The organism is Microbacterium sp. A93 (assembly GCF_051842835.1).
In genome coordinates this window covers 96,633-120,194 of the sequence record NZ_JBPXMT010000001.1, presented here as the reverse complement: position 1 = coordinate 120,194, position 23,562 = coordinate 96,633, and the positions used below count along the sequence as shown (strand labels likewise).

The window sequence follows — 23,562 nt, the reverse complement described above, 5'->3', positions numbered from 1 at the left end:
AACGGCGGAGTTCACCGCTCCCCGGTGCCGCCACCGCACCGTTTAGGATGACGCCATGACGGATTCCCTGACGCGCACGCTCAGCACTGGCGCTGTTCGCGGCACATACGAAGACGGGATTCGTCGCTTCCTAGGCATCCCCTATGCGGCCTCACCATTCGGCGAAAATCGCTTCCGCACTCCACAACCGACAGCACACTGGGACGGCGTTCGGGATGCGACGAGTTTCGGGCCGACGGCCCCGCAGCGCCCTTATCCCGGAGCGATCGGCGAGCTGCTCGGAACGGTGAAGATCGACGGCGACGACATCCTCACGGCGAACGTCTGGGCGCCGGAAGACGCCAAGGATGCTCCGGTCGTGCTGTGGATCCACGGCGGAGCCTTCGAACGCGGCACCTCGGCGCTGGGTGCCTACGACGGAACGACATTCGCTCGGAACGGCATCATCTTCGTCTCGATCAACTATCGCCTCGGCTCCGAGGGATTCTCTGTACTGGACGGTGTCCCCCGCAATCTCGGCCTTCGCGACGCTGCCGCGGCGCTCGAATGGGTGCACCGCGAGATTGCGGTTTTCGGTGGCGATCCGGCACAGATCACCGTGATGGGCGAGTCCGCCGGTGGCAGTCTCGTTGCCGCACTGCTCGCCGTCGACGACTCGCGTGCGCGCATCCGCCGAGCGATCATCCAGTCCGGGCCGCTTGAGGCGCAGACTGCGGCCAAAGCAGGTCGAGTGAGCGTTCAAATGGCCAAGCGGATGTCGGTCAGCGCCGATCGTGCAGCCTTCGCCGCTCTCACTCCAGAACAATTGCTCGACGCCCGTCGTGAGCAGTCCGCCGGAGCATCGCCGCTGGGCGGGGCTCCTGGATTCCAACTCGTCATCGACCCCGAGAGCTTGCCGCGCTCACCTCACGAGGTTCTGCCAGAAGTCAACACACCGATCCTCATCGGAACGAACACGGATGAGTACCGATTGTGGTTCACCCCGGAGGCACTGACTGGCGTCACGCGCGCAAAGCTCCTCCTGGCGCGACTGGCTATGCGCATCTCGGCGCGCGCCGAACGCGCGTATCGAAAGGACTGGCCAAACGCCTCCGCCGGCGAGATCTTCGGCCAGCTCGCCACAGACATGATGCTGCGCGCCCCTACGACGCGCATCGCAACCGCACGCACCGCCTCCACCTACGTATACGAGTTCGCGTGGCAGAGCCCGGTCCGTGACCTTCGTGCCGCGCATGCACTGGAGCTCGCCTTCGTCTTCGACCATCTCGACGACGAGGATTCGAACCGGATGGCCGGACGCGACGCACCTCGGGGACTGGCCACGAGCATGCATGAGGCGTGGGTGAAGTTCATCACGACGGGAGATCCCGGGTGGCCAGCGTTCGACGCCGAGCGCGCCACGCGTGTGTTCGACACGGTCACCGCGACGCTTCCCCAGCGCCGCACCACAGGGCTGGATCTGTTGCCCTGATATACAGGGGCCACTTAGAAGGTGCGGATCGCACGCGGAAGAGCGAACTCGACTCTCGTAAGTCTCCGAGAGAGTCGCTAGCGTGGATGATCGCTGCCGGCCAGATGCGTGATCAGTCCGAGCTAGTCGGTCAGCTCGCGCACCACGGCGTCTGCAAGGAGCCGCCCCTTCAAGGTGAGACGAATCCGTCCCTTGAGCGCGGCCGCTGGATCCACCATGCCGTCAGCAATTAGCCCTGCGACTCGGGCGCGATTGTGCGACGGGATGTCCGTGACCGCGATTCCCTCTGCCAGTCGGCTTTCCAACAGCACCCGCTCGAGCAGGTGCGCCTGAGCATCGGGCCGCTCCGTTCCCGCTGCAGGCGATTCGGATGCCGCCAGGCGCTGCGCGTATGCCGCCGGATGCTTCACATTCCACCAGCGAAGCCCCGCGACATGGCTGTGCGCGCCGGGGCCGAAGCCCCACCAGTCGCTCCCCCGCCAGTACGCCAGGTTGTGACGGGAGCGCTGCTCGCTGCTGCGCGCCCAGTTGCTCAGCTCGTACCACTCGAAACCCGCCGCGGCGAGACGAGAATCGGCGAGCTCATACATGTCGGCCTGCAGGTCGTCATTGGGCGTCGGCACTTCGCCGCGCCGAATCTGGCGGGCGAGCTTCGTCCCGTCCTCGATGATCAGCGCGTAGGCGGAAATGTGATCGGGCTCCAACTCGAGCGCAGCATCCAGAGAAGCTTCCCAATCTCCAAGAGCCTCCCCCGGCGCGCCGTAGATCAAATCGACGCTGACCGCGAGACCCGCGTCCTTCGCCGCCTCAACTGCAGTGCGCACATTTTCCGGCTGATGCGTGCGGTCAAGTGCTGCGAGCACGTGCGGCACGGCGGACTGCATACCCACCGAGAGTCGCGTGACACCGGCATCCACCAGGGTGCGCACGACGTCAGGTGTGACCGTGTCGGGGTTCGCTTCAACCGTGATCTCGGCGCCGTCGCTCAGGCCGAACGCGTCCACAGCAGCATCCAGCATCCGTGCCAGATCCCCCGCCGGAAGCAGCGTCGGCGTGCCTCCGCCGAAGAACACGGTGTCCATCGGTCGCAGCGCGCCAGCATCCGCCAGCACACGTCGCGCCAACGCGATTTCGATCGCGAGCGTATCGGCGTACTCGTCTTGCCGTGCCCCGCGCAGTTCACCGGAGGTGTACGTGTTGAAGTCGCAATAGCCGCAGCGCACCCGGCAGAACGGCACGTGCAGATAGGCCGAGAACGGCACGCTGCGATCGACTGGCAGATCCGCGGGGAGCCGGCCATCTGACGGCGCCGGATCACCCAGCGGAAGAGGACCCGCCATCAGAGCGGCGTCGCGTACAGCGGCGAAATGGCGCGCAGGTAACGAGCGAAGAGTTCCTTGCGGCGGCGCTTCACAAGCCCGGGTACGAATCGGTAGAGCAGCGAGTTGGGCGCATCGAACGCGCGCACAGTGAACCAGACCTCATCGTTGTCTTCACGCCACTCGATCTCGAACAGTTCCTCACCGCTGACGACAGAACCGCCCACCGTGCCCAGGACGAAGCCGATCCGACGAGAGTCCTCCGTGACAGAGATCACGCGAAGCTCTGCGTCCGCGCGCATTCCTGAAACGCGTCCGCGCAGCTGCAGCGTCATACCGGCGCCCACGAACGGAGTACCCTCCGCGTCGAAACGCTGCTCGACCTCGCGTTTACTCGGCGCGACGGGGTTTCCCTCTGCGTCGAAGCTGACGCCCGCATAAGCCGGTCCTGCGGCCGGGCGCACATCCTCGAGATTCAGCCCTGCTGCCCGCTGGGCCGTCCACGACAAAAGCGCGTCTCCCGCGGTGCGGAAGCGCTCTTCACCGCTACCCAGCCGCCACGCATCTTCCGCCGGGAGGCTGCGCTCCGGTGGATACTGCATCAAGTCGGGGGCATGAGTAGCCCCGACGGCTGCATAGTCAACCGTGTCGTCTCGGAAAGTCCCGCGCCGCATGAGTTCCAGACTACTTCGAGTTACCTGAGCGATCACCCCCACGCGCCGCGGGAGGTTACATCGCTACTTCTTCTCTTTACCTTCGACGTCGCCGGAGAGCGCTGCGATGAACGCCTCCTGGGGGACCTCGACACGTCCAACCATCTTCATGCGCTTCTTGCCCTCCTTCTGCTTCTCCAGCAGTTTGCGCTTACGGCTGATGTCACCGCCGTAGCACTTGGCGAGCACGTCCTTGCGCAGAGCCCGGATCGTCTCGCGGGCGATAATGCGTGCACCGATGGCTGCCTGGATCGGGACTTCGAAGTTCTGGCGAGGGATGAGCTTGCGCAGTCGCTCCGTCATGAGCGTGCCGTAGGCGTATGCCTTGTCACGATGCACGATCGCGCTGAACGCATCGACTGCCTCGCCCTGCAGCAGCACGTCCACCTTCACGAGGTCGGCTTCCTGCTGGCCGGAGGGCTCATAGTCGAGACTCGCGTAGCCCTGGGTCTTTGACTTCAGGTGATCGAAGAAGTCGAACACGATCTCACCGAGCGGCATGTTGTAGCGCAACTCGACACGATCTTCGGAGAAGTACTCCATGCCCAGCAGCGTGCCGCGACGAGACTGGCACAGTTCCATGACGGTGCCGACGTAGTCCTTCGGCAGCAGAATCGCGGCCTTTACCATCGGCTCCGTCACCAGAGCGACACGCCCGTCTGGGTACTCACTCGGGTTCGTGACAATGACCTTTTCGCCGGTGTCCGTGGTGACCTCGTAGATCACACTGGGTGCAGTCGTGATCAGGTCGAGATCGAACTCCCGCGCCAGTCGCTCCGTGATGATCTCCAGGTGCAGCAGTCCCAGGAATCCGCAGCGGAAACCGAAGCCGAGCGCCACCGACGTCTCCGGCTCATACGCCAGCGACGCATCAGACAGCTTCAACTTGTCCAGTGCTTCACGAAGATCGCCGTAATCGCTGCCGTCGATCGGGTAGAGCCCCGAATACACCATCGGCTTCGGGTCGGTATAACCGGCCAGAGCCTCGGATGCTGGTTTCCGCGAAGTGGTCACGGTGTCGCCCACCTTGGACAGGCGCACATCCTTCACCCCGGTGATGAGGTAGCCCACTTCGCCGACGCCGAGCCCCAGGGAAGGCACTGGTTCCGGACTCGATACGCCGATCTCGAGGAGTTCATGGTTCGCATGCGTCGACATCATCTGAATGCGCTCTCGCGGCTCCAGACTGCCGTCGATCATGCGCACATAGGTGACGACGCCACGATAGGAGTCGTAGACGGAGTCGAAGATCATCGCGCGCGCCGGGGCATCCGGGTCACCCTGCGGCGCCGGAATTTCCTGCACGATCCGGTCGAGCAATTCCTCGACGCCGACACCGGTCTTGCCCGAGACGCGCAGCACATCCTCCGGCCGTCCGCCGATCAGGTTGGCCAGTTCCTTCGCGAACTTCTCCGGATCTGCCGCGGGAAGGTCGATCTTGTTCAACACCGGGATGATCTTGAGATCGTTCTCCAGCGCGAGGTAAAGGTTCGCAAGAGTCTGCGCCTCGATGCCCTGCGCCGCGTCGACAAGGAGGATGGCGCCCTCGCAGGCTGCCAGCGACCGAGAGACCTCATAGGTAAAGTCGACGTGCCCAGGGGTATCGATCATGTTCAGGGCGAACGTCTGCTCACTGTCTGCCCACGGCATCCGCACGGCTTGGCTCTTGATCGTGATGCCGCGCTCACGCTCGATGTCCATTCGATCGAGATACTGTGCGCGCATATCCCGATCCGAGACGACGCCCGTAATCTGGAGCATGCGGTCGGCAAGGGTCGACTTGCCGTGATCGATGTGGGCAATGATGCAGAAATTGCGGATCTGCGAAGCCGGGGTCGCGGCAGGCGCGAGCGGGGTGAGAGCGCGTGGTGACATGTCCTGTCGATTGTACGGTGAGCACCTCCTAATCATCGATTCGCGCGCACCGGTGATAGTCTCGCGAGGTTGCCCTGTACGAACTCGGCGAGACCGAGTGCCAGACAAAACCCGACTCCGTATCAGTCGTTTTGAGGGAGATCGGTCGCACAATCGGGTTGAAGATGTTTGAATACATCCCGACTCAGCGTTGCGTCGGCCGATCCCGAGCGCGCCTGTAATAGAGAAAGACAAAACCTTGATCAAGTATCTTCTGCGCCGTACCCTCGGCTGGCTGTTGATGATCGTGATCGCGACCAACATCACGTTCTTCCTGGCTTGGGGCTTCCTCAATCCACGGAATAACTACGTCGGTCGGCGTCCACCGCTCTCTGAAGAGCAGATCACCAATCTGCTCGAGCCTCGCAATCTCAGCGATTCCGTCCCGATCTGGGAGCGGTGGTGGAACTGGTTCAGCGGCATTCTCTTCCGATGGGACTGGGGCGTGAGCCCGACCGGTGGCTCCGTCAACGAACAGGTCGCCTACCGGATGTGGGTCAGCGCGGAACTCGTGCTTGGCGCGACGATCATCATGACCGTCCTCGGCATCGCCCTCGGCGTGTACACGGCATCACGGCAGTACAAGCTCGCCGACCGGATCGGTCAGGCGACCTCGATCATCACGATGAACATCAACATCATCGTCGCTGCTTTGGGCTTGGTGCTTCTCGCTATCGGGCTGAACAACCTCGTCGGTATCCGCATTTTCTTTGTGACCGGCGCCGCCAGCAAGGGGGTGGAGGGGTTCTTCCCGCTCCTCATAGACAAACTGCAGCACATAACTCTGCCCACGATCGCTCTGGTGATCGTCGGGTACGCCGGCACGCACTTCCTGCAGCGCTCGCTCCTGCTGGACAACATCAACGCCGATTACGTGCGCACGGCACGAGCCAAGGGCCTCACGAAGCCGCAGGCGATTCGCAAGCACGCCCTGCGCACCTCGCTCATCCCCGTCGCGACGCAGGTGGCGTTCAGCATCCCCGCGGTATTCACCGGCGCGATCCTGACCGAAACGATCTTCGCGTGGAACGGTATGGGCAAGTACTTCATTGAGACCATCACGAAGAGCGACATCAACGGCGTGGTCGCAGTCGCTGCCTTCGCCGGCCTGCTGACCGCGCTCGGAGCGATCCTCTCCGACATTGTGGTCGTCGTTCTTGACCCGCGAGTGAGGGTGAACTGATCATGACAATCTCAGCAACTGAGACCTCCGTGCTCGACACGAGCAAACCGATGTCGAAGTGGACGCTGTACTCGCGACGGTTCATGCGCAACAAGCCAGCGGTCGCCGGCATCGTCATTTTTGTGTTGCTCGTGCTGTTCGCGATCATCGCGCCACTCATCGCGAAGTACGACCACATCGAGCTCGACTTCCTGAACCTCAGCCGTCCCCCCTCGGCAGAACACTGGTTCGGAACCACCGCATCAGGTAACGATGCCTTCGCCCAGGTCGCCATCGGCCTGCAGCGCTCGCTCATGATCGCAGTGAGTGTTTCTGTGGGCACCACTGTGCTGTCTGCGATCATCGGCACGGCTGCGGCCTACTTTGGCGGCTGGACCGAGAAAATCACCCTCACCATCATCCATTTCATGATGGTGATCCCCAGTTTCCTCATCCTGTCGCTGCTGTCCAACAAGTCCGGCGGTGACTGGCGAGTCATTGCGTTGATCTTGATCTTCGTGGTCGGCTGGTACTTCCCCGCTCGTGTCGTCTGGACGACCGCACTGTCTTTGCGCGAACGCGAGTACGTGCACGCGGCTCGCTACATGGGCGTCTCCGGCATGAGGATCGTCATGCGCCACCTGCTGCCGAACATCGGCTCGTTGCTCGTGATCAACTTCACTCTCGGCATCGTCGGCGCGGTGATGGCCGAGACCGGCCTCTCCTTCATCGGCTTCGGCGTGAAGATCCCCGATGTCTCACTCGGCTCCCTGATCGGCTCAGGCGCGAACACGATCACCAGCGCCCCGTGGCTGTTCTACTTCCCGGCAGCGGCACTCACGCTGCTCACCGTCTCGATGGCACTCGTCGCTGACGGTCTGCGCGACGCCCTCGATCCCACCTCGGCTGCAGGAGGACAAGCATGAGCGCCATCATCTCGGTACGCGACCTCAAGGTCAGCTTCGCATCAGAGGCCGGCCGGGTCGACGCCGTGCGTGGCGTCTCCTTCGACCTCGAAGCAGGCAAGACTCTCGGCATCGTGGGTGAGTCCGGTTCCGGCAAGTCCGTCACCTCGCTCGCCATCATGGGCCTTCTCGACGAGAACGCCCGCGTCTCCGGCTCGATCATCTATGACGGTCAGGAACTGCTCGGCAAGTCCGACAAGCAGATGTCGGTCATCCGCGGCAATGGTCTGGCCATGATCTTCCAGGATCCACTCACCTCGCTCACTCCGGTGTTCACCGTCGGCGATCAGCTGATCGAAGCGCTCACGGTGCACCGCGGGCTGTCGAAGAAGGATGCCTGGGATCGCTCAGTCGAGCTTCTGCGACTTGTCGGCATCACCGAGCCGGAGAAGCGTATGAAGGGCTTCCCCCACGAGTTCTCCGGCGGTATGCGCCAACGTGTCGTCATCGCGATCGCCATGGCGAACAATCCGAAACTCATCATCGCCGACGAGCCGACCACGGCACTTGACGTGACGATCCAGGCGCAGATCCTCGACCTGATCGAGAAGGCGCAAGATGAGACCGGCGCCGCCACGATCATGATCACCCACGACATGGGCGTGGTTGCGCGCATGGCGGATGACGTCATGGTGATGTATGCGGGCCGCCCCATCGAACACGCTCCGGTGGGCGAATTGTTCCACCACACACGGATGCCGTACTCGATCGGGCTCCTGGCCGCCATTCCTCGCGTCGACAAGGCAGAGAAGGAGCCGCTGGTTCCGATCAAGGGAAACCCTCCCCTGCTGATCAACCTGCCTGATGCATGCCCGTTCGCGGACCGCTGCCCGATCGTCATAGACGCTTGCCGCACCCGCGAGCCTGATCTGGTGCCTGTGCACACGGGAACCGGCAATTCGCATCAGGCCGCCTGCATTCGTGCGAATGAAATCGACGATGGCGGTCTCCTCGGAGGCCTCCCGGTGTTCCCTATCCCGGAACTCCCGGAGAGCGACCTCACCCGCATGCCGCGCGAGGAGCGTGCCATCACGCTCGACGTGCGCAACATGAACAAGACGTTCCCGCTCATGAAGGGCGCGTTCTTCAAGCGCAAGGTCGGTGAGGTGCACGCCGTCAGGGCCGTCAGCTTCGACGTGCGCGAAGGCGAGACGATGGCCATCGTCGGCGAGTCGGGTTCCGGCAAGACGACGACGCTGCTGCAGATCATGGATCTCGTCAAGCAGCATGATGGCGACATCATCATCAATGGCACGAGTGTCAATGACATCACCAGCCGTTCCATCGAGCGTCAGGTACGTCGCGACATTCAGATCGTGTTCCAGGATCCGATGGGGGCACTCGACCCGCGAATGACTGTTGCTGACGTCATCGCTGAGCCGCTGCGTGCCATCGGCACGCCCAAGGCAGAGGTACACCCCCGCGTCAAGGAACTCATGGATCTGGTTGGGCTGAACCCCGCCCATATCGATCGTTTCCCTGGCGCCTTCTCAGGTGGGCAGCGTCAGCGCATCGGCATCGCCCGCGCGCTGTCGACGAATCCGAAGATCATCGTCCTCGATGAGCCGGTCTCGGCGCTCGATGTTTCGATTCAGGCCGGTGTCATCAACCTGCTCGATGAGCTGAAGGTGAAGCTCGGGTTGTCGTATTTGTTCGTCGCGCACGATCTCTCAGTGATCCGTCACATCGCTGACCGTGTTGCCGTGATGTACCTCGGCGACTTCGTCGAGCACGGTGAGGTCAACGACATTTTCGAGAACCCTCAGCACCCGTACACGAAGGCGCTGCTCTCGGCGATCCCGGTGCCAGATCCTGATATTGAACGCACCCGCGACCGCCTCGTGTTCAACCCGGAAACGATGCAGGCCGAGCCCGTCTCACGCTAAGCGTGTTACCGGTAGGTAACGCTCGGTCACCGTCCGATAACAGTTAGCCATGATTCACTGTGATCACTGCAATTTGGCCGGTGTGCGAACTATTCTCGCCTTATGACACGCCGAAAGGCGAAAGGAGCACCATGAAGCAGCACAAGCTGATGGGGGCGCTCGCATTCAGCGGAGCCCTCGCACTTGCCCTCTCGGGCTGTGCAGCCGACACCGGCGACAACGGTGACGGCGGCGACAACGGAACAGCGCCCGTTGAGACCAAGTCCGCGGACTACAACCCGCAGGAGCGCGAGAATCTCGCTCAGGGCGGCGAAGTCCGCTTCTCGCTCACCGAGATCCCCGAGCAGATGAACTCGTTCAACGGTGACGCCTCTGCAAACACCACGCGCGTCGCATCCTGGTACACCCCACAGATGATGCTGATGGAGGCCGACGGCACGCCGTACAAGAACGACGCGTACCTCGACGCCTGGGATCTCGACACGGTCGACGGCAACACCCAGATCACCTTCACCTTCACGGATGAGGCGCACTGGAACGACGGCACCGACATGGACTGGACTGCCATCGACGCCACGTGGAAGGCCAACCGCTCCACGGAAGAGGGCTTCACCCCCAACGCGACCGACGGTTACAAGCAGATCGCTTCGGTTGAACAGGGCGACACCCCGAAGACCGCGATCGTCACCTTCGACGGTGAATTCGCCTGGCCGGAGATGCCCTTCCTTACTGGCATCATCCACCCCGCACTCGCCGCCGACCCGGCCACGTTCAACGAGGCCATGATCGGCGACCCGCACCCCGAGTGGGGCGCTGGCCCGTACAAGATCGACGAGTTCGACGCGAACTCTCAGTACATCTCGTTCGTTCCGAACGAGCTGTGGTGGGGCAACGAGCCGCTTCTCGACAAGGTCTCCTTCCAGGCAATGGATGCCGCGGCCTCGATCAACGCCTTCAAGGCCGATGAGATCGACAGCGTCGAGGTCACCAGCAATGACCGCCTCGAGCAGGTCAAGGACATGGACGACATCAAGCTGTACCGCGCAACGCAGACCGCGAGCACGCTGATCCAGGTCGACGCTGACAAGCCACAGTTCGAGGATGTCAAGGTCCGTGAGGCCTTCTTCAAGGCGATCAACATCGATCAGCAGAAGGAGATCGCCTGGAACGGTCTGGACTACGAAGAGGAGCCGGCAGGCTCGCTCACGCTGTTCCCGTTCCAGCCTGGCTACAGCAACGCTCTTGCTGAGGCCGGCTGGGAGTACAACCCTGAGGCAGCCAACGCGCTTCTCGAAGAGGCCGGCTGGGAGCTGAATGACGACGGCATCCGCGAGAAGGATGGCGAGACGCTGACGGTCGTGTACCCGATCTGGAGCGACAGCCCCACCAACGAGGCGCTCGGAAAGGCGCTTCAGGCACAGCAGAAGGAAGTCGGCATCGACCTGCAGGTCGACATTCGCCCGTCGACTGACTTCGCTGAAGACTACAACTCCAAGAACTGGGACGTCTCTTCGCTGCGCTTCACCTCATCTGACCCGTTCGGTGCTGCGTGGTTCTGCCAGCTGTACTGCATGGACATGGGCTTGAACCTCTCTGGCGTTCAGTCGGCTGAGATGGACCAGCGCATCCACGATGAGGTCGAGTCGCTTGCGACCGCAGACGAGCAGACGGCTGCGGCCATGAAGCTCGAGGCAGAGATCTTCCAGGACTGGGGCCTCATTCCGCTCTACAACGGTCCGATCATCTCGGCCGTCAAGACGGGTCTTGCGAACCTCACCCCCGAGCCTTACGTGGGCATGGATGGCTTCGGCGTCCAGCCCGTGGAGAACGTGGGCTGGGAGAAGTAAGCACCTAGCAACACTCAGCGGGGCCGGTGGTTCATCCACCGGCCCCGCTTTTTCTATGCTGGAGTACATGAGCATCCAGGTCGTCCTCGTGCATGGCATCCGTACCTCCCGCACGATGTGGCGCGCCCAGCTCGCACATCTCGCCGAGCGCGGTGTCGCCGCCACCGCGGTGGATCTCCCCGGACACGGTTCGCGCATGAAGGAGACGTTCACGCTCGACGTCGCGCTCGCGACGATCGACGCGGCCGTTCAGGATGCCGCCGTTCGAGGCCCCGTGCTGCTCGTGGGCCATTCCATGGGCGGGCTGCTTTCGGTCGCGTATGCCAGTGCCGAAGGCGCACCGCCGATCGCCGGTTTCATCGGAGCCTCCTGCACCGGCCTCCCTCGGGGCACAGGGCTCAGCGCATATCGCTTCGTCGCGCGCACGTTCAATGCGCTGCCAGACCAGGGGCAATGGCTCACCTCCCAGGTGCTGGCCGCAACGCTGCCCGATGAGACCAGAGGCGACTTCGCCGCCGGCGGCTACGCCTTCGCTGCCCAGGACATCGCGCTGGCGAGCCTCGGCACGCTCGATCTCTTAGCGGGCCTGCACCGGATGAGCATGCCGCTGTGGTGGATCAACGGCCAGTTCGACCAGCTGCGCACGCATGAGAAGCTCTTCCAGAGCCTCACACCGCACTCCGAGCTGATCGTCGTGCCACGCACCTCGCACCTGGTCACCGCGATGCGTCCGCGAGTGTTCAATGCGCTGCTAGATGTGGCTGTGGCAACACTGCGGCAGGACGCACTCCCAAAGTCATGACCGCGCCGAGCACCGACAGAATACCGGCGGCGAGGAACAGCAGCCAGAAGCCGCCCACCAGTGCGACCAGACCGGCTCCCAGGAGTGGACCCAGCAGCTGCCCCAGGCTGGCAGACACGTTCACGATGCCGAGGTCGCGCGCATGGTGCGAGGCTTTCGGCAGCAGATCGGTTGCGAGCGCCAGGCTCACGGCCATGTACGCGCCATAGCCGACACCCATCACAGCGGCCGCGATCGCCGTGCCGATGAAGGTCGGCGAGATGAGGATCATCACGGCCGAGAGCGCCTGGATCAGCGCGGCGATGATGACGATCGGCTTTCGCTTTCCCGTTCGGTCTGAGAGGGATCCTGCGATGAGGGATGCCGCGACCACGAAGACCGTGTAGATCACGATAAGCAGCAGCAGGTCATCTTCTGCGGTCGCCGCAGGTGAGCCGACACCGTAGAGCAAGAAGAAGAGCAGCAGCGCAGTGCCCAGCGCATTGCCGATGTTCACCGTGAGACGGCTGGCGAGCACCCAGACAAAGCTCCGGTCCTGGAGCGCCCCCATCCGCTCTCGCCAATTCTCCTTCGCGATCTTCCGCATCGACGCCGGCTGCGGATCGGGTAGCAGTACCGCGGTGCCCACCCCGATGACGAGGATCAGCCCCGCGAGCATGATGTAGCTCGCGGCCACACTGAGCCCCAGCAGAACGACGGCACCGACACCGACGACGATTCCGACTGCCTGTGCGGAACTCACGAACGCAGACGCCGTGCCGCGCTGGGCGAAGACCTGGTCGGCGATCATCGCCGTGAGCGCGGCCGACACCACGGCGACACCGATCGAGACGCCCACCCACGCCGCGCCGACTGCAAGCGGCTCACTCACCGTTCCGGTGAGCACGAGCGATGCCGCAGACAGCACAGACCCGCCAATCGCCCAGGGGCGTCGCCTGCCCCACCGCGAACTCGTGCGGTCTGACAATATGCCGGCGAGAGGTCCAGCGATCACTCCTGCCATCCCACCAACAGACAGGATCATTCCTGACCAGATGACACCGGTGATCCAATCGTTCTCTCCGCCCGGTGTGTCTAACTGAAGCGGAAGCAACAATTGCACCGGTGTGAGCTGCACGGTCCAGACCGCAAGCCACGCCACAGCGAACAATGTCAGCCATCCTCCGCCCACGCGGCCATCGCGCGGCATCAAACCCTTCATCGGTGCGCCTTTGCGATCAGCGCGCGGTACCAGTCGTACGACGCTTTGGGCGTGCGATGAGACGTCTGCTGATTCACGTGGACCAGGCCGAAGCGCTGTGTGAATCCGTCAGCCCATTCGAAGTTGTCGAGCAGGCTCCAGACCGTGTACTCGTCGACGCGGACGCCCTGTGCCATAGCATCCGCTACCGCACCGATATGCCCCTCAAGGTAGGCAATGCGTCGGTCATCGTCAATGGGACCGGCGACCACGTCTGGCTCGGGGAAAGATGCACCGTTCTCACCGATGATGATCGGCGGCAGCCGGTCTCCGTATCGGCGGGCAGCATCAGCGAGAAACATCGTGAGCGTCGCCGGTTCGATGGACCACAGCTCGCCGAAGCCGGTGTGCTCCACGCCGGGCGTTGACACCTGGATGAACGGCACAGGTGCTCCGTCGGGTGCGGCCGCGATCGTGGTCGGGTTGTAGAAGTTCACTCCGTAGAAATCGGATGCCAGCGAGATGACATCCATGTCGCCGTCCTGAACCGGCAACTCGACGCCGAGCGAGCTCAGATCTGGATAGTTGCCAGTCAGTACCGGGTCGGCGAACAGCCGGTTGTGGATCACGTCGTACACGTGTGCCGCGGTCTGGTCGGCGTCAGAATCGGTAGCGGGGCGCACCCAGGTGTGATTGTTCGCGATGCCGACGGTATCGGCACCGCGCGCACGCAGCACGGCGACAGCGCGTCCGTGTGCCAGCAGTTGGTGATGCACCGTGGGGAGCGAGTCGAACAGCAGCTGCCTACCAGGGGCGAGCTCTCCGATCGCGTAGCCCTGAAGCGCTGTCGATACCGGCTCGTTTATCGTGTACCAGTTCTTGACCCGATCGCCCAGGGCATCCGCCACGATCTCGGTGTACTCCGCGAATCGCTCTGCCGTGTCTCTGGCGAGCCAGCCGCCTGCGGCTTCCAGCGCGGAAGGGAGATCCCAGTGATACAGCGTGGGGAAGGGCACTATTCCAGCGTCAAGAAGCCCGTCGACCAGGCGATCGTAGTAGGCCAAACCCGCGCGTTCCGCTGCGCCGCTGCCGGTCGGCTGCACGCGCACCCATGAGATCGAAAAGCGATACCGGTCAACTCCGAGTCCTCGAAGCAGTGCGATGTCATCCGCGTAGCGCTCGTAGCTCGCCGGCCCCGGCTCTGCTGTCGAGCCATCCTTCACGCGGCCAGGAGTATCGACGAAATCATCCCAGATCGAGCGTCCGCGGCCGTCTGCGTGACGCGCCCCTTCGACTTGGAACGCCGCAGTAGCCGCCGACCAGCGCATGCCTGCCGGTGGGACGAGGGTCCGCTCTCTTGCATCCGCCATGAAGAGCTCCTTCGCTCGGGTAGCGCCCAGCTTGCCGCATCCGAAAGGCTCAGCGCCAGTGGCGCGCGAATAACGCGCCGCAGACCTGGTAGAGTTGGTTCTTGGCTTGCGTGTGGGTTCGCCCCTCACGACCGTCGGACAGCGGCCCTCTTCCTGCTTACGACATACCCCATCCATCACTGAACGGAAGTTTCCACGCGTGGCAAACATCAAGTCGCAGATCAAGCGCAACAAGACCAACGAGAAGGCTCAGGCCCGTAACAAGGCCGTAAAGTCCGAACTCAAGACTGCCGTCCGCAGCACCCGCGAGGCTATCGCCAAGGGCGACAAGACCGCCGCCGAGGCAACGCTTAAGGTCGCTTCGAAGAAGCTCGACAAGGCCGTCAGCAAGGGCGTCATCCACGAGAACCAGGCTGCGAACCGCAAGTCGTCGATGGCTAAGCAGGTTTCGGCTCTGAGCTGAATAAAGCTGAGCTGAATTTTCTAAGAAGCCCGTCCCGTTCGCGGGGCGGGCTTTTTTGTTGTCTCGTCGGTCGCTCCCCCGCCCGCGGGCCGTACACCTGCAGGGCGATCATACGGATGTACGGCGACACGCCGAGGGATGCCCCTGCATCCGTGCTTCGGCCCTGCAAGTGTGCGGGGCCGGGAGGGCGAAGGCGAGGGCCGAGACGGCCGGGCGGCCTATTCCCCGAAAGGGGCCCGCGTGGCGATGACTGTGACCATGCGCTCGAGCGCGAAGATCGGGTCGCGCGCAGCGCCCTTGACCTCGGCATCCGCTCTCGCTGTGGCCTGAATTGCCAAGCCCAGCGACCGCTCATTCCAACCGCTCAGGTCGCGACGGGCTCGGTCGACCTGCCAATCCTTCATTCCCAGTCGCTGCGCCAGGCTGCGGCTGGGCTCGCGCTGACCGGCAACGCGGGCCATCGTGCGCAGTTTCATCGCAAAGGCCGCGACCATCGGCACCGGATCGGCACCGGAGTCCAGCGCATGGCGCAGTGCGACCAGCGCTTCGCCATAGCGACCAGCGATCGCCGTATCGGCAACCACGAAGGCTGAGACCTCGACGCGGCCACCGTAGTACTTGGTGACGGTCTCTTCGCTGATATCGCCCTCGATATCGCGGATCAGCTGCTGGCATGCCGAGGCCAACTCGGTGAGGTCATCGGCGAACGCTGAGACAAGCGCTCGAAGAGCCTGAGGAGCGATCCGGCGCCGCGCAGCGGTGAACTCCCCCGCCGCGAAATCGACACGGTCGCTGTCGCGCTTGATCGTCGGGCACGCGATCTCGATACCACCGCCGGTGCCGCTGCGCAGCCCGTCCAGCAGTTTCTTGCCCCGCACACTTGCACCGGTGTGCCGCAGCAGCACTGTCGCACCGTCCTGCGGGTTGTTGAGATAGGAGACAGCCTCCTGCAGAAAGGCATCCGAGCATTTCTCGACGCCTGACACTCGCACGAGCCGAGGCTCACCAAACAACGACGGAGAAGTGAGCGCCAATAGCGTGCCGGGCGCGTAGTCGTCGGCACGCACGTCGCTGATCTCCAGCGCGGGGTCTTCCGCACGCAAATAGTCGCGGATGCCGGCGATCGCCCGCTCAGCACACACTTCTTCGGGTCCGAAGACGAGCACGAGAGGTGCCGGCCGCGGGTCACGCCACGACACCTGCGCGATCTTCGTCGCTTTCGCGCCACCACGGGCTGAGGAACGAGGAGCGGCCATGATTCGAGCCTACCCGCGGTCACCGACGTTGGCGGTGCCGTCGGGGTGTCATCTCGTTCGCCCTGCGTCTGGGTAGCGCGTCCGCGCTCGGCGCGGTCTTACTCGACGACAGTACCCTCGGGGATTACTCAGGCGCGGCAGACGGCGACGGTTCAGGCGTGTTGGCCGGTGCCGTCGGCTCTTGTGTTGGCTCCGGTGCGGCCGGCTGCTCAGGCGAGGCGGGCGGCTCCGTCGGCTCAGGTGAGGCAGGCGGATCCGTGGGCTCAGGCGTGGTCGGCGGGTCCGTGGGCTCAGGCGAGACAGGCGGCTCCGTGGGCTCAGGCGAGACAGGCGGGTCCGTGGGCTCAGGCGAGACAGGCGGGTCCGTGGGCTCAGGCGTGGTCGGCGGGTCCGTGGGAGTCGGATCCGGTGTCGGTGTCGGTGTCGGTGTCGGCGTGCCCGGTGGGTCCGTCGGTGTCGGGGCTGGAGTCGGGGTACCCGTCGGGGACGGAGTCGGGGTACCCGTCGGGGACGGGGTCGGTGTGCCACTCGGCATGGGGACCGGCTTCGGCGCCGTCGCGGGCTCCGGAGCCACGGGAACCTGCGCCGGCGTGCCGCCCGGCTTCGGCGTCCACGGTGCGACCTTGACGGGATCGCCTGCGCCGTCGAGGTAACCGCGCGGATCGACGGCCACGCCCTTGACCCGCACTTCGAAGTGCAGGTGGTCTCCGAAACTGTGGCCGGTGCTTCCCACGAGACCGATCGGATCCCCAGCTTCTACCCAGTCGCCCTCTTCGACAACGCGGCTGCCGTAGGTCATGTGCCCGTAGAGCGTCTGCACGCCGTTGATGTGTTGGATGATGACGGCGACGCCATACCCGTAGTGCGACTCGCTCGAGAGTACGACGATGCCGGGCGAGGCGGCCGTGATCGGCGTACCTCCTGCGGCTGCGAGGTCCATGCCGGCGTGCTGCCCGCCTCGCGTGCCGAAGTTGTCCGAGATCCTGGCGTTCGCGACAGGCCAGATGAACTCGCCGACGGATGACAGTACGTCGTCGTCTTTAAATCGTGAGAGGTCGACTTCCAGACCCGACTCGATGGCCGACCGGATGAGCGCCTCACGGGCTGCTCGGCCCTTCTCGGCGAGCTCTTTCGTCGTCGTCGCCGAGTAGACACTGGCGGTGCGCGCAGTCGCCTGGACGAGCGCGCGTTCGGCGAATCGTGTCGCCACGTCGGAGAACCCCGCGGTATGCGACTCGGGCGCCTCGATGTGATCCAACTCGTCGTGCACCACTAGCGAGGCGGCAGCCTCCGGCAGGTTCTCGTCAGGCGCGTCGATGAGTGTGCCCGCTCCGGTTGCCGCGATGACGATCGCAGCCGCGGCCACGCACGCATAAGAGACGCGCATCAGCCGCTTCACGCGGGTGGATGCGACGCCCTTTTCCCGATCTGATTCGCCCGCCTGCATAATTCCCCCACGCCCATCCTGAGCGCTCCGGGCGGATCCCACAAGGCCCACCTCACCGTCATACCGAAGACGACGAGGTCCGAGCGCTCCCCCGGATCCGTCTTCTTCATTTGTCCGCATCAGCGGTGCCGTCAGATGTGCCATCTCGCTCGGTCCACACGGTCAGCTCGTCGTTCTTCAGCCCGATCAGGATGCGCCCCTGCAGGTCAGTACGCACCGTGAGAGCACCGGCAGCCTCTGCGAGGGCTATGGTCTCCGCGCGCGGATGACCGTAGTCATTGTCCTCGCCGGCGCTCAGGATCGCCACAGCGGGCCGCAGGAGCGCGTACAGGCCAGGGTCCTGGTCGGCGCTGCCGTGATGTGCGACCTTCACCACCGCGTATGTTCCCCGGATCTGCCCGCTCAGCATCCGCTGCGGCACGGCGGACAAATCGCCGAGGAAGAGCGAGCGCGGCACCTCTCCCCCGGCGAACTCCACCACGAGGCTGGTGTCGTTGCCCGCCGGGAACGCCACAGAGTCTTTCCTCGGCCACAGCACGTTCCATTTGGCCGCACCCAGCGTGCCGTGCATGCCAGCGGATGCCAGCATCAGATCCGCACCGCCCCGTGCCAGTCCCGCGAGTAGTTGTTCCTGCTGCCCGGAGTCGGTCGGCCCATGCAGCACGGTGTCCACGCGGCCTTCGACCACCGACACGGCACCGACATGATCGGCGTCGAAATGGGTCAGCACGAGCAAGTCGATCCGGTCGATGCTCAGCGCGTTCAGACATGTCGAAAGCAGGTCCGGTTCCATGCCGGTGTCGATCAGCGCCACTTGTTCCTCTGAACGCACCAAGAGTGCATCCCCTTGCCCAACATCGCAGGCTGCGATCGCCCAGTTCTCCGGCACCATTGTGTGCGCCAACGGCTCGTCGAGCAGCACCCGTGCGCCGACCAGCGCGACAGCAACCACCAGCACAGTGGTCGACGCTCCGCGTACCCACCGAACGGCCGCGAAGCCGCCGGTGCACAGCAGCACACCGATCGCCACGCTCAGCAGCGCGACGATCAGTGCCGCACCGATCCCGGGGACGACCGCCGCGGTACCGCCTGGCACCGCTGCCGATACGGTCGCGGTCACCGAGATCCACGCCGCAGGAAGCCAGGCGGATGCCGCGAACAGATCCGCCAGCGGAGGAATCGGAGCCGCAAGACACGCGAGCAGTCCGATCACAGTCGCGATGGGTGCGGCCGGGCCCGCCAGCATGTTGGCCGGGATGCCGATGATCGACTGCTGCTCAGCGAACAGCGCGATGATCGGGCCGCAGGACAACTGTGCTGCGAGCGGAATGCCGATGGCCAGGCCCAGCGGCTGCGGCATCCATCGGGATAGGCCACGAGAAATCGGCGGTGCGAGCACGATCAGCGCCGCGGTTGCCGCTGCCGAAAGCACGAATCCCGGGGTTGCGGCAAGCCATGGATCGGCGACGAGAATGCCGACCACCGCGAGGCAGAGCACACCCACTCCCGCACTCGGGCGCCCGCACAGCAGCGTCAGCATCGCCAGGCCAGCCATCACGGCAGCGCGGATCACGCTGGGCTCCGGTGTCACCAGCACGACGAATGCGGCCAGCGCTGTCAGCGCCAGCACCACACGCAGAGACCGACCGCCTCCGCACAGCGACACCAGCCAGAACACCGCTCCGACGACTATTGCGCAGTTTGCGCCGCTGACAGCCGTGAGGTGGCTGAGGCCTGAGCTGAGCATGGCCGCATTGAGCTCCTCTGAAACCGCCCTGGTGTCGCCGACGGCGAGCCCGGGCAACAGACCCGCGCCCGGTTCCGGCAGCCGAGTCGCACGGTCGACAAATTCTGACCGCACCTGGGCTGCGACACCGAAGACCCCGCGTGCGGGTTGCAGGATCTCCACGGTCGTGCCAAAGAGGACCAGCGCAGCGCGCTCTCCCGGATCCGTCGTCTTCGCCTGTCCGGTGACACGGATGACCGCGCCAAGATCGAGGCCGGGAATGCGTTCGACACCCACACGCATCGGCACAGAGAGCGGATCGGGTGAGCCGGGAGTGCCCGCGAACGAGGTTTGCACGTCGAACCAGAGCCGTCCGTCCCGGCCCACCGACGATGAGGACGATACCTCCGCGACGATGTGGATGACGCGACCATCGAGATCTGCCGCCCCTGCCCGCGCCGGTCCGGCGAATGCTGCGGTCATCGCGGCCGCCGCCATCGACAGCGCGAGCACGACGAGCAGTCCGTCCTTCGCTCGCACGCGCTGATCACCACCGCGAAGCATCAGGACCAGGATCGTGAAGCCAACGGCGATGCCGATCCCCACGCACCACCAGGCCAGCTCCGGCAAGAACACGCACAGCAGCGCCGCACCCCAGACCGCGAGTGCGAGCGGCACCAGCCGCAGGTCGCGCACCCGCGTGCTGCCGTTCACACCCGCACCAGGTCTCGGATGCCCGCCAGTAGCTTGTCCCCGATGCCGGGCACGGCGATCAGATCCTCCACGGACTGGAAGCGTCCATTGGTCTCACGCCAGTCGATGATCCGCTTCGCCAGCGCGGGCCCGATTCTCGGCAGCGTCTCCAGTGCCGCCTGATCCGCGTTGTTCAGGTCGATCAGCCCGTCACCGGCCGGCGTCGAGGATCCATCCTCCGGCGCGGCGGCAGCGCTCACCGGCACGATGAGTTGCTCGCCGTCACTCAGCGGCCTGGCGAGGTTCACCGCCTGCAGGTCGGCGTCGTCGAGCGTTCCGCCGGCTGCCGCCAGGGCATCCACAACGCGGGCATCGCCATCGAGAACGTAAAGCCCCGGATGCGTGACCTGTCCGAGCACGTGCACGTACAGCTCGCCGGAAACGGCAGCCTCGCCAGAGGCGTTGATGGGCACCGTCTGCACCGGCTGTGCCTGTCCGCGCATGATGCCGAGCCCGACGGCCGCTGACAGCACGACGAGGCCGAGCACGACGGCAGCGCCGATGCTCAGCCGCAGGCGTGATCGCCCCGTGATGGCGGACGCCGAATCAGTCGCTGGCACCCCGCCACGGTAGGCGCTTCGACGCACCGACGGACGCCGGGATCACGGCATCCGTGGACAACTCGCGCAGGCGCTCACCTGTGCAGACGCAGAAGCACGACCCACGCCCAAACCCGTAATCAGGGTGGGTTCCGGACGACTCAGCCCTTGACGGCGAAGCTCACGATCTTCGGAGCGCGAACGATCACCTTCACGATTTCCTTGTCGCCGATCGCCCGGATGACACGCTCGTCGGCACGGGCGAGTGCTTCCAGCTCCGCCTCGCTGATCTTGGCCGAAACGTCGAACTGTGCCCGCACCTTGCCGCCGACCTGCACGACGGCCGTGATCGTGTCTTCGACCAACAGTGCAGGATCTGCCTGACGCCACGTCACCAGTCCGACAGAAGGCTCGTGCCCGAGCGCCTCCCACATCTCCTCCGCGGTGTGCGGAGCGATGAGGTCGAGCATCACCGCGATGGTCTCCACCGCTTCACGAACAGCGGGGTCGGACGCGCCGGCACCGGAGTCGATCGTCTTGCGGGTGAGGTTCACCAACTCCATCAGGCGTGCGACGAGCACGTTGAACTTGGTCTGCTCGACCAGAGCCGGAGCCTCGGCGAGCAGGTGATGCGTACCTCGCCGCAGTGCAGCGTTGCCGTCTTTGAACAGCACGTCGACCGGGCTCGACACCTCGTGGCTCAGACGCATTGCACGCGCGAGGAACTTCTGGGCACCGGTCGTTGAGACGTCGGCCCAGTCCTTGTCGTCTTCGACAGGACCTGCGAAGGCCATGCCGACGCGCACCGCATCGGCACCGTGAGCGCCGAGTTCATCTTCGAAGAGAACCAGGTTGCCCTTGCTCTTTGACATCTTCGCGCCGTTGAGGATGACCATGCCCTGGTTGATCAGACTGCTGAACGGCTCGGTGAAGTCGATCAGCCCCATGTCGAACAGCACCTTGGTGATGAAGCGTGCATACAGCAGGTGCAGGATCGCGTGCTCGACACCGCCGACGTACGAGTCGACGGGCGCCCAGCGCGCGGCCTCAGCGGGGTCGAACGCGAACTGGTCGCTGTTCGGCGAGAGGAAGCGCAGGAAGTACCACGAGCTGTCCACGAAGGTGTCCATCGTGTCGGCATCGCGCAGCACGGGGTCGCCGCTGATGGGATCGACCGTGCGCACCCAGGATTCCGCCGCGCCCAGGGGCGAGGTGCCCTTCGGCGAGAGATCCAGGCCCTCTACGCTCGGCAGCTTCACTGGCAGTTGGGCCTCGGGAACCGGAGTGACGTGGCCATCCTCGTGGTGCAGCATCGGGATCGGCGTGCCCCAGAACCGCTGACGTGAGATCAACCAGTCACGCAGGCGGTAGTTCTTCGATGCACGGCCGGTGCCGGACGCAACCAGCTGCTCGATCGCGCGAGCGACGGCATTGCGCTTAGACAAACCGTTCAGATCGCCCGAGTTGATCATCCGGCCCTCGCCACTGAGCGCGACACCCGTGACGGAGGGATGCTGGTCGTCGACAGTCGCTGCGCCGGTGTCGATCGGCACGCCCTCTTCGTCGACTTGGATGATCGGCATCGCACCGGTGACCGGTGCGGTGGTGTCGACGACGACCTTGACGGGCAGGTCGAAGGCGCGAGCGAAATCGAGGTCACGCTGATCGTGCGCAGGCACCGCCATGACCGCGCCGGTGCCGTAGTCGGCCAGCACGTAGTCAGCTGCCCAGATCGGCATCTTCTCACCGTTGACCGGGTTGATCGCGTAGCGCCCCAGAAAGACACCCGTCTTCGGCCGGTCAGTGGCCTGGCGTTCGATATCGGTCGTCTTCTGCACCGTAGCCAGGTACTCCGCGAACGACGTCTGCACCTCGGCGGGCGCGTCAGCGACGAGCTCCGTGGCGAGTTCTGCATCCGGTGCCACCACGAAGAAGGTCGCGCCGTGCAGGGTGTCAGGGCGCGTCGAGAACACCGTCACCGGCTCCTCGCGCCCCTCGATGCGGAAGTCGACATCGGCGCCGATCGAGCGACCGATCCAGTTGCGCTGCATCTGCAGCACCTTGTGCGGCCAGCGACCCTCGAGCTGGTTCAGGTCATCCAGCAGGCGGTCGGCATAGTCAGTGATCTTGAAGTACCACTGCGTGAGCTTCTTCTTCACGACCTCGGTGCCACAGCGCTCACAGCGCCCGTCGACGACCTGCTCGTTCGCGAGGACCGTCTGGTCGTTCGGGCACCAGTTGACGGGGCTCTTCTTACGATAGGCCAGCCCACGCTCGTGCAGCTTCAGGAACAGCCACTGGTTCCAGTGGTAGTACTCCGGGTCGGAGGTGTGCAACTCGCGCGACCAGTCGAATGAGACGCCATAGGACTTGAACGCCTGCTTCTGCTGATCGATGTTCTGATAGGTCCACTCGCGGGGATCGGCGCCACGGCGGATCGCGGCGTTCTCAGCCGGCAGGCCGAACGAGTCCCACCCGATCGGGTTCAGCACGTTGTGCCCGCGGTGCCGCCAGAAGCGGGCCACGATGTCGGAGTAGAGGTAGTTCTCGGCATGCCCCATGTGCAGGTCACCGGAGGGGTACGGGAACATCGCCAGCACGAATTTGCGCGGCCGGGTGTCTTCCTCACCGCCCGCGAGGAAGGTGTCGTTGTCCGCCCAGTACTTCTGCCACTTGGCTTGGACAGCGTGCACCGACAGCGACTCGTCGGTGGGCTCAGTGAAGGAGGACAGATTTTCAGACAACGAAC

17 protein-coding genes are annotated in these 23,562 nt (G+C 64.4%); 7 read left to right on the top strand and 10 right to left on the bottom strand.

Annotation, left to right across the window (positions count from 1 at the left end):
- The first annotated feature begins 55 nt into the window (after positions 1-55).
- Entirely contained in the window at positions 56-1,471 is a 1,416-nt protein-coding gene (locus ACSU1G_RS00595; protein ID WP_439277967.1) for a carboxylesterase/lipase family protein, read from the top strand.
- Positions 1,472-1,593: 122 nt separating this feature from the next.
- Here ACSU1G_RS00595 and hemW read toward each other — a convergent pair whose 3' ends face one another.
- The 3 genes from hemW to lepA form a co-directional block, all read right to left on the bottom strand.
- Positions 1,594-2,811 (bottom strand): radical SAM family heme chaperone HemW, encoded by a 1,218-nt coding sequence (gene hemW, locus ACSU1G_RS00590; protein WP_439277966.1) that lies wholly within the window; start codon positions 2,809-2,811, stop codon positions 1,594-1,596.
- Positions 2,811-3,464, bottom strand: a complete 654-nt coding sequence (locus ACSU1G_RS00585) for a DUF1990 family protein (protein WP_439277965.1) — start codon at positions 3,462-3,464, stop codon at positions 2,811-2,813. Before ACSU1G_RS00585 ends, hemW begins: the two co-directional genes overlap by 1 nt.
- Before the next feature lie 63 nt (positions 3,465-3,527).
- Positions 3,528-5,378: a translation elongation factor 4 gene (lepA, locus tag ACSU1G_RS00580; RefSeq protein ID WP_439277964.1), complete on the bottom strand. Its 1,851-nt coding sequence runs from the start codon at positions 5,376-5,378 to the stop codon at positions 3,528-3,530.
- 238 nt (positions 5,379-5,616) lie between these two features.
- Between lepA and ACSU1G_RS00575 the strand changes: the two genes are divergently transcribed.
- The 5 genes from ACSU1G_RS00575 to ACSU1G_RS00555 all read left to right on the top strand — a co-directional run bounded on the left by ACSU1G_RS00575 (position 5,617) and on the right by ACSU1G_RS00555 (position 12,079).
- A complete protein-coding gene (locus ACSU1G_RS00575; RefSeq protein WP_439277963.1) occupies positions 5,617-6,600 on the top strand; it encodes an ABC transporter permease in 984 nt (327 codons plus the stop codon).
- A 2-nt stretch (positions 6,601-6,602) separates the two neighbouring features.
- Positions 6,603-7,505: an ABC transporter permease gene (locus tag ACSU1G_RS00570; RefSeq protein ID WP_439277962.1), complete on the top strand. Its 903-nt coding sequence runs from the start codon at positions 6,603-6,605 to the stop codon at positions 7,503-7,505.
- Complete coding sequence (locus ACSU1G_RS00565) at positions 7,502-9,430, top strand: ABC transporter ATP-binding protein (protein WP_439277961.1); 1,929 nt, start codon at positions 7,502-7,504, stop codon at positions 9,428-9,430. Before ACSU1G_RS00570 ends, ACSU1G_RS00565 begins: the two co-directional genes overlap by 4 nt.
- A 131-nt stretch (positions 9,431-9,561) precedes the next feature.
- The gene (locus ACSU1G_RS00560; RefSeq protein WP_439277960.1) at positions 9,562-11,277 is read left to right on the top strand and encodes an ABC transporter family substrate-binding protein; all 1,716 of its coding nucleotides are present in this window, start codon (positions 9,562-9,564) and stop codon (positions 11,275-11,277) included.
- A gap of 67 nt (positions 11,278-11,344) precedes the next feature.
- Complete coding sequence (locus ACSU1G_RS00555) at positions 11,345-12,079, top strand: alpha/beta fold hydrolase (RefSeq protein ID WP_439277959.1); 735 nt, start codon at positions 11,345-11,347, stop codon at positions 12,077-12,079.
- Here the strand turns inward: ACSU1G_RS00555 and ACSU1G_RS00550 are convergent.
- A complete protein-coding gene (locus tag ACSU1G_RS00550) occupies positions 12,018-13,280 on the bottom strand; it encodes an MFS transporter (protein ID WP_439277958.1) in 1,263 nt (420 codons plus the stop codon). The genes ACSU1G_RS00555 and ACSU1G_RS00550 overlap by 62 nt on opposite strands.
- The gene (locus ACSU1G_RS00545) at positions 13,277-14,629 is read right to left on the bottom strand and encodes a GH1 family beta-glucosidase (protein WP_439277957.1); all 1,353 of its coding nucleotides are present in this window, start codon (positions 14,627-14,629) and stop codon (positions 13,277-13,279) included. Before ACSU1G_RS00545 ends, ACSU1G_RS00550 begins: the two co-directional genes overlap by 4 nt.
- A 199-nt stretch (positions 14,630-14,828) precedes the next feature.
- Here ACSU1G_RS00545 and rpsT point away from each other — a divergent pair, with 199 nt between their 5' ends.
- Complete coding sequence (gene rpsT / locus ACSU1G_RS00540) at positions 14,829-15,092, top strand: 30S ribosomal protein S20 (protein WP_439277956.1); 264 nt, start codon at positions 14,829-14,831, stop codon at positions 15,090-15,092.
- Between the two features lie 218 nt (positions 15,093-15,310).
- Here the strand turns inward: rpsT and holA are convergent, their stop codons facing one another.
- The 5 genes from holA to leuS form a co-directional block, all read right to left on the bottom strand.
- On the bottom strand, positions 15,311-16,348 hold the full coding sequence (gene holA, locus ACSU1G_RS00535) for a DNA polymerase III subunit delta (protein WP_439277955.1): 1,038 nt from the start codon (positions 16,346-16,348) through the stop codon (positions 15,311-15,313).
- A gap of 124 nt (positions 16,349-16,472) precedes the next feature.
- On the bottom strand, positions 16,473-17,735 hold the full coding sequence (locus tag ACSU1G_RS00530) for a peptidoglycan DD-metalloendopeptidase family protein (RefSeq protein WP_439277954.1): 1,263 nt from the start codon (positions 17,733-17,735) through the stop codon (positions 16,473-16,475).
- Positions 17,736-17,901: 166 nt separating this feature from the next.
- Complete coding sequence (locus ACSU1G_RS00525) at positions 17,902-20,235, bottom strand: ComEC/Rec2 family competence protein (protein ID WP_439277953.1); 2,334 nt, start codon at positions 20,233-20,235, stop codon at positions 17,902-17,904.
- Positions 20,232-20,834, bottom strand: coding sequence for a helix-hairpin-helix domain-containing protein (locus ACSU1G_RS00520; RefSeq protein WP_439277952.1), 603 nt, complete (start codon positions 20,832-20,834; stop codon positions 20,232-20,234). Before ACSU1G_RS00520 ends, ACSU1G_RS00525 begins: the two co-directional genes overlap by 4 nt.
- A 140-nt stretch (positions 20,835-20,974) precedes the next feature.
- Positions 20,975-23,557: a leucine--tRNA ligase gene (gene leuS / locus ACSU1G_RS00515; protein ID WP_439277951.1), complete on the bottom strand. Its 2,583-nt coding sequence runs from the start codon at positions 23,555-23,557 to the stop codon at positions 20,975-20,977.
- Positions 23,558-23,562 lie beyond the last annotated feature (5 nt).